The following is a 13029-nucleotide window of genomic DNA, read 5'->3' as shown; positions in this document are numbered from 1 at the left end:
GCACTAACTGTTCCACGCCGGCGTCGCGTCACCCTTCGGTGGCGCGGCGCCGGTGCCTTTTGCGCCGAGCGTGCATCGAGTGCACGCGACACGCCGTGGCGGCGTACACCGGATGCACGCTCGGCGGAGGCGCAAGAAGTCAGACCAGGCCGAGCCGGCGGTAGGCGGCCTCGATCTGGGTCTTGGCGGCCTCGGGCAGCAGCGCCTGCGGCGGCCGGGAGTGCGGATAGCTGCCGATCGGCAGCCCGAGCACCGCGGCGGCGTGCTTGAACGCCGCGCCCCAGTGTGTGAAGTAGTCCGGCCGCCCCGGATAGCAGGTGTACCAGCTGCCCATGTCCCGCTCGAACTGATCCATCCCCGACGCCTGGGCGTGGGCGATGGCGTCCTCGATCTGGTCGGCATACACCAGATCCCAGTACTGGGTCAGGATCTTGCGCTGCGGGGTCTCGTTCAGGTAACCCACGGTGCCCAGCTGCGCGGGACACACGACGCCCTCGCGCAGCCAACCGGCGCGGTACACCATGAGGTCGCATTCCCAAATAACGAGTTCCGGCACCAGGTCGTGCAGCATCCGGCTGTTACGCGGCCGGAAGGCGCCCTCCTTGGTGGCGCAGACCGCCGGGATCTCCTCGTAGATGCGGGCACTTTCGGCGGCGGTCAGCACGTAGCCCGACGACGGCGAGTTGAACATGCCCAGGGCAATGTCGGTGCGCTCGGCGACGTACCGGAAGAACCGCAGAACGCCCTCGCCGCCATGGGTTTCCATCATCGGCGTCTGGATGTAGGCGATGTCGGCGCCCACCTGCTGCGCGTGCGCGGTGAGTTCCACGCAGTCCTTGGCCCCGGTGGCGGCCGTGCACGCCTGCACCACGAGCTCCGGATTGTGCGCGCGGCCCTCCTCGATCGCGATCTCCAACAGGCGCTTTCGCTCCTGGAGGGTCAGCGCCCAGAACTCACCGACGCCGCTGGTGCACCACAGCATCGAATGCCCGAGGTCCTTGACGCAATAGCGCACCAGCGCCCGATAGGCCTCCCAGTCGATCTCGTCGCCGTCGGCGCCCGCAAACGGCGTGTAGAGCGAATCGCCGATCCCGCGCAGCGCGTGTCGGGCCCAGTCGCGCGCTTCGCGTGCCGTTGCCACCGCGGCTCCCTTCTACCAAACACGTTGCCGCTCAGCTGAAGTCGGTACCACCGTCAACGTTGACGTTGGCGCCGGTCATATAGGAATTGCGGCGCGAGGCCAGAAACGCCACCACCGGACCTACTTCCTCGGGCAGGCCCGCGCGCGGCAGGTGTGCGGGATGGCCGAAATGCTCGGTGATGGCCTCCATCAGCCGATACGGGTCGTCGCCGTCGACGCCGACGGACTTGGCCCAGCTGACCAGTCCCTCGGAGGCCACACTGCCCGGGGAGACGACGTTGACCAGGATCTCGTCGGGCGCCAACGACAGCGACAGGTTCTTCGAGACGCTGGTCACCATCGACTTCGCAGCGGTGTAGGCCACCAGCGACGCGCCCTGACGCTTGGTGGAGCTGGCCGAGAAATTCACGATCCGGGCCCACTGCGCCTGGCGCAGCAGCGGCAACGCTGCCCGCACACAGCGCACCATCGCCATGGCCCCGACCCCGATGGCCTGCTGCCACTGGTCGTCGTTCAGGTCCTCGAAACCACCCCGCACGTTCGGGCCGACGGCGTTGACCAAGATGTTGAGTTCACCGCCCCAGCGCCGCGCCAGTTCGGCGAAGGCCGCCTCCACCTGTGCGGCGTCGGTGACGTCGGCAACCAGCCCCACCGCGTCCGGGCTGCCGCGCCGCGCGAGATCGGCGATCACGTCGTCGAGCTGGGCCTGCGACCGGGCGATCACCGCCACCCGGGCGCCGTCGTCGGCCAGGCATTGCGCCGACGCGCGCCCCATGCCGCGGCTGCCGCCGACCACCACAGCCTTGGCATCTCGGAGACCCAGATCCATCTGGAAAACGTTACTATATTTGTTACCGTAGGCAGGTCCAGAGATGTGGACCGCGCATCCGCAAACTCTGTGGCGGGCGTCTCACCATGGGGCCGTGCGGGGCTGCTACCGAAGCCCGACCGGTAGCATCGACGGGACGGCCGCCCCACCGGACACGCGAACGACGTCGCACGACGGGGCCACGGCGGCCACCAAATCCGAATAGACCAACCCCGGGCCGGGGATCCGCGCACAGCGGAAACGATCTCGATGGAGGTGCCCGTCGTGGCAAAGCAAGCAACCGCGGAGAAACGCCCCCGGCGCGAACGCGGCTCCATCAACCCTGACGACATCATCAAGGGTGCGTTCGAACTCGCCGAACAGGTGGGGATCGACAACCTGAGCATGCCGCTGCTGGGCAAGCACCTTGGGGTGGGCGTCACCAGCATCTACTGGTACTTCCGCAAGAAGGACGATCTGCTCAACGCGATGACCGACCGCGCGTTGAAGCAGTACGTCTTCGCCACCCCGTACGTCGAGGCCAAGGACTGGCGCGAGACGCTGCGCAATCACGCCTGGACCATGCGTAAGACGTTCCTGGGCAATCCGATCCTGTGCGACCTGATCCTGATCCGCTCGGCGCTGAGCCCGCGCGCCGCCCAGCTCGGCGTGCTCGAGGTGGAGAAGGCGATCGCCGGCCTGGTCGAGGCTGGGCTGTCCCCCGAGGACGCCTTCGATACCTACTCGGCGATGTCGGTGCATGTGCGCGGGTCGGTGGTGCTGCAGCGGCTCTACGAGAAGAACCTCGCCGCCGAGGGCAGCCCATCGCTCGAGGACAGCATGGTCATCGACCCGGAGAGCGCGCCGCTGCTGGCCCAGGTGAGCGCGACGGGCCACCACATCATCGCCGCCGACGACACCAACTTCGAATACAGCCTGAACTGCATCCTCGATCACGCGGCCCGAAAGATCGAGGCCGGCAAGAAGGGCAAAGGGCGCGCCCGCGACTGATCGGGCTCACTCCGGTTCGGGGACGTGAAAGTGCTCGTCCCGCAACCGGAATGCTTCCTTCGTCCCGTGCTGCGCGCGGGTCTTGACGAAGTTGAACTCCCCCGGCGCGAACTGCAGGTTCGTGCCGTAGGCGTGGAAGATGTAGCTGGCGACTTCCTCGCCCTGGTAGGCCTGGCTCTGCTCGACGAGCCGGAAGGCCTCCTTGGCGATCACCACGCCGTCGGCCGGCATCTTGGCGGTCTTCTGCGCCCAGTAGCGCGCGCGCGCCGCCACCTTCTCCGGCGCGCAGGTCTCGGTGAAGATGCCCAGCTGTTCGATCTCGCCGGCCTCGATGATGTCGCCGGTCAACAACAGGCGCCGGGCCAGCACCGGCCCCAACCGGTGGAAGAACATGTGCAGGCTGCCCAGCGCCGGGCCCAGGAACCGGGTGGCGGGCATACCGATTCGGGTGTCGCGCCCGATCACCGAGATGTCCATCATCAGGGCCATCTCGAAGCCGCCGCCCAGGGCGAAGCCGTTGATCTCCCCGACCGTCACCTTCGGGAAGCCCATCAGATTGTGGTAGAAGCCAAAAGACTTGCGGTCCACGGTGAGTCGACGACGCTGGCTGGGCCGTGACTTGGCCGGCGGGGCGTCGTTCTTGCCTTTCTCCCCGTACCAGCCGTACGCGTTGTTCATGTCGGCGCCGGTGCTGAAGACGTTCTCGGCGCCGCGCAGCAGCACCACGGTCAGGTCGTCGTCCTCGGCGACCACGTCGAGGTGGCGCGCCAGGGCGTCCCGCATGCCGGCGTCATACGAGTTGCGCTGCGCCGGATTGTTCAGCGTGATGGTGGCAATGCGCTGGTCGCGATCAACCTCGAAGAGCACGCGGTCATCTGCGGTCGTCATGTCGGAGCGTCCTTTCGCGCCGTCGCCACCCGCATGTTCCGTCGGCGACGCATCCTTGCTAGCTTGTACGAAGAGTAATCGTAGCGCCTACTGTAGGGGTATCTATATGGTCCGCACACAGCGGGTGTACCGATGACGGATCGCGACGAGTCCACCGCCGCCGAGGGTGCCGTCACCGCCACCCGCGACGGTGGCATCCTGCGGCTCACCATCGACCGCCCGGATCGGCGTAACTCCCTGAGCCACACGATGATCCGCGACATGGTGACCATCCTCACCGACGCCGCGACCGACGATTCGCTACGCGCCGTGGGCATCACCGGGGCCGGCGGCAACTTCTGCACCGGTGCCGACTGGGTGGCCACCAACACCTCCGGGCAGCGGCCGCGGACCGGCGACCTGGTGCGGCGCATCCCGCACGGTGCGCACCGGCTCATCGAACTGGTCACCACGCTGCACCTGCCGGTGGTGTGTACGGTCCGCGGCTGGGCCGTCGGCCTGGGCTGCAACCTGGCACTGGCCGCCGACTTCACCGTGGCCTCCGCCGAGGCGACGTTCTGGGAACCGTTCATCGCCCGCGGCTTCACCCCCGACTCCGGGGCCAGCTGGCTGCTGCCGCGCCTGGCCGGGGTGGCCCGCGCCAAGCGGATGGTGCTGTTGGGCGAGCAGGTCAGCGGGACCGACGCGGCGGCATGGGGATTGATCGACAGCGCGGTGGCCGAGGTCGATCTGGACAGCGCCGCCGACGCCCTGTTGCACCGGTTGGCCGCCGGCCCCACCATCGCGATCGGCCTGGCCAAGCAGTCCCTCGCCCGCGCGGCGAACCAGACGCTGACCGAAGCCATGGACGCGGAGTTGGCCAGCCTCGAACTCGCCTGCCGCACCGCCGATTTCAAGGAAGGTCTGGCAGCATTCCGGGAACGGCGCACACCGGACTTCCAGGGCCGTTGAGCCGCCCCGCCATCACCGAAGGGATCCCCATGTCGGCAACCGCCGAGTTCGACACCATCAAGTACGAGGTCGACGGCCACAAGGCCACCATCACGCTGAATCGGCCCGAGGCGCTCAACGCGCTCTCGCCGCACATGATCACCGAGTTGCGGGCGGCCTACGACGAGGCCGAGAACGACGACAACATCTGGCTGACGATCGTCACCGGGACCGGCCGGGCGTTCTGCACCGGTGCCGACGTCAAGGAGATTCCCGACGACGGCAAGGTCATCTACGAGCGTCCCTACCTGTCCACCTACGACCAGTGGGAGGCCCCGCAGGAGGGCACCCCGCCGTTCCGCCAGATGGCCAAGCCCGTGCTGGCCGCCATCAACGGCATCTGCTGCGGGGCCGGACTCGACTGGGTTACCACCGGCGACATCGTGATCGCCTCGGACAGGGCCAGCTTCTTCGACCCGCACGTCAGCATCGGCCTGGTCGCCGCCCGCGAGATGGTCCGGCTGGCGCGGGTGCTGCCCCGCTCGGCGGCACTGCGGATGGCGCTGATGGGCAAGCACGAGCGGATGACGCCCGAACGAGCCTATGAGCTCGGCATGATCACCGAGATCGTCGAGCACGACCGGTTACTGGAACGCGCCCACGAGATCGCCGACATCGTGAACTCGAATGCCCCGCTGGCCGTGCGCGGCACCCGGTTGGCCATTCACAAGACCCTGGACCTGCCGCTGCACGAGGGCGAGATCTTGGCCGAGACCTTCCGGGAACGGGTGGTCCGCACCGAAGACGCCCAGGAAGGTCCGCTGGCCTTCGTCGAAAAGCGCGCCCCGAAATGGACCTGCCGATGAGCGAGCAACATTTTTCCGCGAGCGAACGAGGCAGTGAGGACAAAAGCCGATGAGCACCCAGCCTTTCGAGACCATCCTGCTGGAGTTCGACCGCGACGCCAAGGTCGCGACCATCACGTTGAACCGGCCGGACCAGTTGAACACGTTCAACCGCACCATGTGCGAGGAGATGCAGGCGGTGTGGCGCATCGTCAAGAACGACGAGTCCACCAACGCCGTCGTGCTGCGCGCCGCCGGCACCCGCGCCTTCAGCGCCGGTCTGGACATCAAGTCCGACTACGGCCAACCGGACAACGTCTGGAACCACGAGGATCCCGGCGAACTGCTCAGCCCGAAGTGGCAGAAGATGTGGAAGCCCGTGGTGTGCGCCGTGCAGGGCATGTGCACCGCGGGGGCGCTGTACTTCGTCAACGAGGCCGACGTGGTCATCTGCTCGCAGGAGGCGACCTTCTTCGACTCCCACGTGACGGCCGGGCTGGTCTCCGCGCTCGAACCCGTCGGCCTCATGCGCCGGGTCGGGCTCGGCGACACGCTGCGAATGGCGTTGATGGGCAACGATGAACGCGTCGGCTCCGAGACCGCGCTGCGCATCGGACTGGTCACCGAGGTGGTCAGCGCCGACGAACTCTGGAGCCGCGCCCACGAGATCGCGGCCACCATCGCGGCCAAACCCCCGTCGGCCACCCAGGGCACGGTGAAGGCCATCTGGGAGTCGCTGGACAAGCCCTACCGCGCCGCACTCGATCACGGCCTGATCTACACCCGGCTCGGAAACCCCTTGGGCAAGGCCGAACTCGCCGCCCAGCAGCGCTCCGATGCACCCAAGGCCGCACCGCGGATCCGGTGATGACTCATCCACTGAGCCGACGCATCGACGACGTCCTGTCCCTGGACCCCGGCGCCGGGGCCATCGAGTACGACGGCCGCTGGTCGACGTGGGGGCAACTCGCCGCCCTGACCCGGCGGATCGCCGCGCTGACCGGGGGCCCGTCCCGGGTCGGGATCATGCTGCGCAACCAGCCCGCCCACGTCGCGGCGCTGCTCGGGGTGCTCAGCGCCGGCGGCACCGTCGTCGTCATCAACCCGGCGCGCGGTGACGAACGGATCCGGGCCGATCTCGCGACGCTGAACCTGCCCATGCTGATCGGGACCGCCGAGGATCTCGCGGCCCACAGCGTCGACTCGCCGGGCACCGCGGTGGTGACCATCGCCGGTCTCGACGACGAGCCCGCCGTCGTGCCGGCCCGGACGCCGGCCGCCGATACCGGTCGCCCGGGTGTCGCGGTGTGGATGTTGACCAGCGGGACCACCGGGCCGCCCAAGCGGGTCGATCTCACCTATGACATGTTGGCGCACAGCGTCATCGGCAAGGATCCGGCACACGCCCCGGCACCGACCGAACTGCGCCGCGGGGTCGCGATCGTCAACTCGCCGCTGGTCCACGTCGGCGGGGTGTTCCGGGTCCTGCTGTGCATCGCCGAGGCGCGCTCGTTCGTCCTGCTGCCCAAGTTCGACCTGCAGCGCTGGGCGGCGGCGGTACGCGAACACCGCCCGCGGGCCGCCTCCCTGGTGCCCGCGGCGCTGCGGATGGTGCTGCACTCGGACCTGACCCGCGAGGACCTGTCGAGCCTGCGCGTCGTCACCTCCGGCACCGCGCCGCTGTCGGCCGACGACGCCGACGCCTTCACCGAGAAGTTCGGCATCCCGGTGCTGACGTCCTATGCCGCCACCGAATTCGGCGGGGGCGTGGCCGGCTGGACGCTCGCCGATCATCAGCGGTACTGGAAGACCAAGCGCGGCAGCGTCGGCCGCATCAATCCCGGCGCCCAACTCCGAGTCATCGACGACACCGGCAACCCGCTGCCCGCCGGCCAAGAGGGCATCCTCGAGGTCAAGCCCGCCCAGCTGGGTCCGGCGGCGGACTGGATGCGCACCACGGATCTGGCCCGAATCGACACCGACGGCTTCGTGTGGATCCTGGGCCGCGCCGATCAGGCCATCATCCGCGGCGGGTTCAAGATCATGCCCGACGATGTCCGCGCCGCCCTGGAAACTCATCCGGCGGTGCGCGGGGCCGCGGTGGTGGGGCGCCCCGACCACCGGCTCGGCGAGGTGCCGGTGGCGTTGGTCGAGCTGCGGGCCGATGCCGAGCCCGCGCAGCTGCTCGAGTTCCTCACCGCGCGGCTGGCCCGCTACGAGCTGCCCGCCGACATCGCGGTGGTCGCCGAGATCCCGCGCACCCCTTCGGGTAAACCGGATCTGGGGGCCGTCCGCGAACACTTCATCCAGGCGACGCATGGGCGCTGAGCAGTGGACCGTCGCGGCCCGGCTCGACCGTAACCGGGGCCGCGGCACTGCACCGCTGCTGGTCTGCGACGACGACCGGCTCACCTACGCCGAGGCCGACGAACGGTCGGCCGCGGTGGCGCGCGGCCTGCTCGCGCTGGGTGTCGCGAAGGGCACCCACGTCGGTGTGCTGTATCCCAACGGCTCGCAGTTCGTGATCGCGACGCTGGCCGCGGCCCGCATCGGCGCGGTGGTGGTGCCGTTCTCCACCTTCATGACGGCCGCCGAGCTGCGTGATCAGTTGCTGCGCAGCGACGTCGGGGTCCTGCTGGCGGCGGACGGTTACCGCAATCACGACTATCGGCAGCGGCTGACCGAGGTTCTCGGCGTTGCCACCGAGGGCTTCGACTCGGAAGATCCCCTGTACCTGCCGGCGGCACCGGCGTTGCGGCACATCATCTTCGACACGGCCACCCTGGCGCAGCGGGGCACCGCGGTCGCTCCGGCGCGGCTAAGTGGCATGGAGACCGATGTGGTGCCCGCCGACGTGCTCGCGATCGTCTACACCTCCGGGTCGACCGGCCTACCCAAGGGTGCGGTGCACACCCAGGGCGCGCTGCTGGAGCATCAGGCGAACCTCAACGCGATCCGAGGACTGACCGCCACGGACAAGCTGTTCTCCAATTCGCCGTTCTGCTGGATCGGCGGATTCGCCTTCAGCCTATTGGCCACCGTCGTGGCGGGCTCCACGCTGGTGTGCTCGAATGCCACCGACGCGGCGGTCACGCTGGACCTGTTGGAAGCCGAACGCCCCACCCTCACCAACGGTTTCGCGGCCGGCGTCGCTCATCTGGCGCGTCATCCGAGCTTCGCGCAGCGCGACCTGTCGTTCCTGCGGCGCGGCAACCTGTACCCGCTGATGCCCGCCGACGCACGCCCCGCCGATCCTGAGTTGCGGCACAACATGCTGGGCATGACCGAGACCGGCAGCGTGGTCCTGATCGACGCCGACGACACCGATCAACCCGAGTCGCGGCGCGGTTCGTTCGGCCGGTTGGCACCGGGCTTCGAGGCGAAGATCGTCGACGCCGAAACCCGTGAGCCGGTCCCCGACGGCGCGGCGGGCGTGCTGTGCTTGCGCGGCAAGTACCTCATGCAGCACTACTACGGCCTGGCCAGGGAGGACTGCTTCGACGCCGACGGCTGGTTCCACACCGGCGACGTGGTGCGCAGGGACGTCGACGGCTACTTCTACTTCATCGGCCGCGCGACGTCGATGATCAAGACCGCCGGCGCCAACGTCGCCCCCGCGGAGGTGGAAGCGGCCGTGCTGGAATCTCTTCCCGGACTCGGCGTCGACGCGACGGCGGCGTACGTCGTCGGCCTGCCGGATTCCGAACGGGGCCAGGTGGTCGCCGCGGTGATCGTCGCCGAGGATCCGACCGTCTGGGATGCGGGCGCCCTGGCCGAACTTGCCGCCGCCCTGCGCGCGCGGCTGTCCGCCTACAAGGTTCCCAAGCGGTTCGTGGTCCGTCGCCCCGCCGAGATTCCGGTGCTCTCCAGCGGCAAGGTCGACCTCCCCGCTCTGGCAGGGCTTTTCGATGACTGAGTCGCCGCGCACCATCGACGCCGTGCTGCGTCGGCACAGCGCCGCCACGCCGGACCAGACCGCCGTCGTCGACCCCGAGACCCGGTTGAGCTACCGCGATCTCGACTCCACCAGCGCACGCCTGGCCGCGCGCCTGGTCGCCGCGGGGATCCGCAAGGGCACCCGGGTCGGTGTGTTGCTGCCGAACAGCGCCACCTGGGTCCAGCTGGCCTGCGCCCTGACCCGGATCGGGGCGGTCCTGGTCCCGCTGAGCACCCTGCTGCGCGGAGGCGAACTCAGTGCGCAGTTGCGCGTCGCGGCGGTGCAGCACGTGCTCACCACCGCCGAGTTCCGCGGGCGACGCTTCCTCGACGAGTTCGCCGCTCTGGACCGCGCCGAACTACCTGCGCTGCAGCAGGTTTGGGAGGATGGTGCGATCCTGAGCGCTGGTGCCGAGGAGGTGCCCGGCGGCTTCGTCGCGGCGCTGGCGGACACGGTGCGCCCGGCCGACCCGTTGGCCGTGATCTTCACCTCGGGCAGCAGCGGGGCGCCGAAGGGGGTGCGGCACAGCCACGGCAACGCGCTCGCGGCGGTGCGGTCCGGGCTGGCGGCGCGCTGCGTCACCGCCGACAGCACGCTCTACCTGCCCATGCCGTTCTTCTGGGTGGGCGGCTTCAGCGGCGGGATCATGACCGCGCTGGCGGCTGGGGCCACCCTGGTCACCGAAGCGATCCCGGCGCCGGAGACCACCCTGCCGCTGCTGGCCCGCGAGCGCGTCACCCTGTTTCGGGGCTGGCCCGATCAAGCCGAGGCGTTGGCCCGCCACCCCGACGCGGCCGGCACGGATCTGTCCAGCCTGCGGCCCGGAAGCCTGGAAGCGCTGCTCCCGCCGCAACTCCGCGGTGCCCCGGGCGCGCGGGCGAAGTTGTTCGGCATGACCGAATCGTTCGGGCCGTACTGCGGCTACCCCGCCGACACCGACATGCCGACTGCGGCCTGGGGTAGCTGCGGAAAGCCGTTCCCCGGCATGGACGTTCGCATCGTCGACCCGGAGACCGGGGTTCCCGTCGCGACCGGCACGGTCGGCGTGATCCAGATCCGCGGGCCGCACGTCATGCGCGGCCTGTGTCGACGCGGGCACCACGAGGTGTTCACCGCGGACGGCTACTACCCCACCGGCGACCTGGGCCACCTGGACGCGCAGGGGTTCCTGTTTTATCACGGCCGCGCCGATGACATGTTCAAGGTCAGCGGCGCCACGGTGTATCCCAGCGAGGTGGAGGCCGTCCTGCGGCGGCTACCGGGGGTCCGCGCCACATTCGTCACGAATACCCCGGGACCACAGGGGGACACGGTGGCCGCGCTGGTGGTCGGCGACGTCGGCGTGCTGTCGGAAGACGCGCTGACCTCCGCGGCCCGCGCCGAACTGAGTGCATTCAAGGTCCCCACCCGGTGGCTGCTGACCGACGACGAGGACCTGGTGCCGCGCGGCGCCACCGGAAAACTCGACGCCCGCCGGCTGCGCGCCCAGTTCAGCGAGTCCGAACCACGCGCCGAGGGCTGACTTGTTGTACGCATCGCACGAGTGGCCGCGCGAACAACCCAACTCTCGGCGTCAGACCCGTCAGACGATCTCCCGTGCGCGCAGCTCCTCGATCTCGCCGCGCCCGTAGCCGATCTCGGCCAACACCTCGTCGGTGTGCTCGCCCAGTAGCGGTGCGCGGGTGCGGATCTCGCCGGGTGTCGCCGACATCCGGAACGGGGTCTCGATGAGCGGCACATCCTTGGCCGTACCCGGGAAGGGCACCCGCTGCAGGAAACCCATGGCCTCGACGTGCGGATCCTCGAGCACATCCTGAGTGGTGAGCATCGGCGCCGCGGGCAGTTTCGCGGCCTCGAGCGCCGCCATGATCTCGGCCTTGGTCTTGTCGGCGCACCACTGCCCCATGATGCCGTTGAGTTCCTCGCTGCGCTGCCAGCGCAGGTCGTCGTCTGCGTAGCGGGGATCGTCGAAGAGGTCCTCGCGGCCCACCAACCGGCACCAGCGTTTGAACATGGGCTGGCCGGCGATCTGCAGCAATACCCAGCCGTCGTCCTTGGTCCGGTACAGGTCGCACGGCGCCACCGAGCCGCCCTGGTTCGTCATCCGCGGCTTGTCGATGCCGAGCAGATCCCGCTCGATCAGGAACGCGTTCGACAACATCAGCGCGGTGGGCAGCAGCGCGCCCTCGACGTGCTGCCCCTCCCCGGTGCGGTCGCGGTGGTACAGCGCCATCATCACCCCGATGGTCAGGGTCAGCGCGGTGCCGAAGTCCGCGTAGGGCACCACGGTGCGGATGGGTTGTTCGGGCAAGCCTTGGCGCGCAACCGCTCCCGACATCACCTGGCCGGCGCCGTCGAATCCGATGCGGTCGCTGTAGGGACCACCCTCCCCGTAGGCCGTGGCGCTGGCCAGGATGATGTCCGGCTTGACCGCGCGCAGGGTGTCGTAGTCCAGGCCGCTGGCCCGCATGCCGGCCGCGGGCATGTTCGCGATCACGATGTCCGCGCCGGCCACCAGCCGACGGGTGATCTCGGCACCCTCGGGGGTGGTGGAGTCCAGCGTCAGCGACCGCTTGTTGCGGTTGCACTGCAGGAAGGTGCCGCCCTCGCCGGTTTCGGTGACCGACTGCACCCAGCGGTCCTCACCGCCGGTGCGCTTCTCCACCCGCAGCACGTCGGCGCCCATGTCGGCCAGCACGGCGCTGCACCAGGGGGCCGCGATGAACCGGCCGTAGTCGAGTACGCGGATGCCGTCAAGAACGCCCATTGTCTCCCCTATCTCGCGGCCGGGTTCTCACTCCGCGATGACTCCGCGGTCGATCAGATGCTCGATCAGCGGTTCGGCGCCCTCACACAGATGCTCCGACATCGCTTTTCGGGCCTGTTTCTCGTCTCCCTTGGCCAATGCGGCCAGCACCCGGCGATGGTCCCGGATGGACTTGGCCGGCCAGCCCGCCACCGTCGGGAACACCGCCTCGGGGGCGTAGCGGGTGATCTGGGACATCAACTGCGCCAGCTTCGGCGAATCCGCGGCGACGTTGATGGCCCGGTGGAAGTCGTGATTCAGGCGCACCACCAGATCGTCGTCGTCGCCGTCGTAGGCGGCCTCCAGCCGGGTCTGGATGGCCTTGACCTCGGCGAGTTGCTCCGCGGTGATGCTCGCCGCGGCCCGCGCGGCCAGTTCACCGCCGATGTGCGCCTGCACATCCGAGACGTCGGCGATGTCGCGGCGGGTCACCGGCAGCACCACGAACCCGCGCCGCGGCTGCTGGGCGAGTAGCCCCTCGGCGCGCAGGTCGAACAGCGCCTCGCGCACCGGGGTGACGCTGATGCCCAACTCCGCGGCCAACTGCTCGAGCCGGATGTAACCGCCCGCGGCGTAGCTGCCGTCGAAGATGCGACGGCGCACCAGCCGCGCGACGTCCTCCGACAGCTGCGGCCGGGTGGCGAAATCTCCGACGGTCACGGC

The 13029-nt window shown here is 69.3% G+C and carries 12 protein-coding genes; 7 read left to right on the top strand and 5 right to left on the bottom strand.

The features are described 5' to 3' along the window. Positions 1–139 precede the first annotated feature (139 nt). Both EL338_RS02935 and EL338_RS02930 read right to left on the bottom strand, forming a co-directional pair. Positions 140–1141 (bottom strand): dihydrodipicolinate synthase family protein, encoded by a 1002-nt coding sequence (locus EL338_RS02935; protein ID WP_126332367.1) that lies wholly within the window; start codon positions 1139–1141, stop codon positions 140–142. Positions 1142–1172: 31 nt separating this feature from the next. Continuing rightward, positions 1173–1970, bottom strand: a complete 798-nt coding sequence (locus tag EL338_RS02930) for an SDR family NAD(P)-dependent oxidoreductase (protein ID WP_126332366.1) — start codon at positions 1968–1970, stop codon at positions 1173–1175. 249 nt (positions 1971–2219) lie between these two features. Between EL338_RS02930 and EL338_RS02925 the strand changes: the two genes are divergently transcribed. Continuing rightward, entirely contained in the window at positions 2220–2960 is a 741-nt protein-coding gene (locus EL338_RS02925; protein ID WP_170217419.1) for a TetR/AcrR family transcriptional regulator, read from the top strand. 6 nt (positions 2961–2966) lie between these two features. On the opposite strand, the gene EL338_RS02920 is transcribed toward EL338_RS02925, so the two are convergent. After that, entirely contained in the window at positions 2967–3848 is an 882-nt protein-coding gene (locus EL338_RS02920; protein ID WP_163791991.1) for an enoyl-CoA hydratase/isomerase family protein, read from the bottom strand. A 132-nt stretch (positions 3849–3980) separates the two neighbouring features. Between EL338_RS02920 and EL338_RS02915 the strand changes: the two genes are divergently transcribed. The 6 genes from EL338_RS02915 to EL338_RS02890 are packed head-to-tail and all read left to right on the top strand — an operon-like array spanning position 3981 to position 11082. Next, a complete protein-coding gene (locus EL338_RS02915; protein WP_126332364.1) occupies positions 3981–4799 on the top strand; it encodes an enoyl-CoA hydratase/isomerase family protein in 819 nt (272 codons plus the stop codon). A gap of 29 nt (positions 4800–4828) precedes the next feature. Next, positions 4829–5644, top strand: coding sequence for an enoyl-CoA hydratase/isomerase family protein (locus tag EL338_RS02910; RefSeq protein ID WP_126332363.1), 816 nt, complete (start codon positions 4829–4831; stop codon positions 5642–5644). Between the two features lie 49 nt (positions 5645–5693). After that, a complete protein-coding gene (locus EL338_RS02905; protein WP_126332362.1) occupies positions 5694–6491 on the top strand; it encodes an enoyl-CoA hydratase/isomerase family protein in 798 nt (265 codons plus the stop codon). Then, positions 6491–7951, top strand: a complete 1461-nt coding sequence (locus tag EL338_RS02900; RefSeq protein WP_126332361.1) for a class I adenylate-forming enzyme family protein — start codon at positions 6491–6493, stop codon at positions 7949–7951. The genes EL338_RS02905 and EL338_RS02900 overlap by 1 nt, the downstream gene beginning before the upstream one ends. Next, complete coding sequence (locus EL338_RS02895) at positions 7941–9539, top strand: class I adenylate-forming enzyme family protein (RefSeq protein WP_126332360.1); 1599 nt, start codon at positions 7941–7943, stop codon at positions 9537–9539. Before EL338_RS02900 ends, EL338_RS02895 begins: the two co-directional genes overlap by 11 nt. Next, entirely contained in the window at positions 9532–11082 is a 1551-nt protein-coding gene (locus tag EL338_RS02890; protein WP_126332359.1) for a class I adenylate-forming enzyme family protein, read from the top strand. Before EL338_RS02895 ends, EL338_RS02890 begins: the two co-directional genes overlap by 8 nt. A 60-nt stretch (positions 11083–11142) precedes the next feature. Here the strand turns inward: EL338_RS02890 and EL338_RS02885 are convergent, their stop codons facing one another. Then, positions 11143–12327 (bottom strand): CaiB/BaiF CoA transferase family protein, encoded by a 1185-nt coding sequence (locus tag EL338_RS02885; protein ID WP_126332358.1) that lies wholly within the window; start codon positions 12325–12327, stop codon positions 11143–11145. A gap of 27 nt (positions 12328–12354) precedes the next feature. Further along, complete coding sequence (locus EL338_RS02880; protein ID WP_126332357.1) at positions 12355–13026, bottom strand: GntR family transcriptional regulator; 672 nt, start codon at positions 13024–13026, stop codon at positions 12355–12357. Between the last annotated feature and the right edge of the window lie 3 nt (positions 13027–13029).

The sequence above is a fragment of the Mycolicibacterium chitae genome (genome assembly GCF_900637205.1).
GTDB classification, from domain to species: Bacteria; Actinomycetota; Actinomycetes; order Mycobacteriales; family Mycobacteriaceae; genus Mycobacterium; species Mycobacterium chitae.
This window is presented reverse-complemented; position numbering and strand designations above follow the sequence as displayed.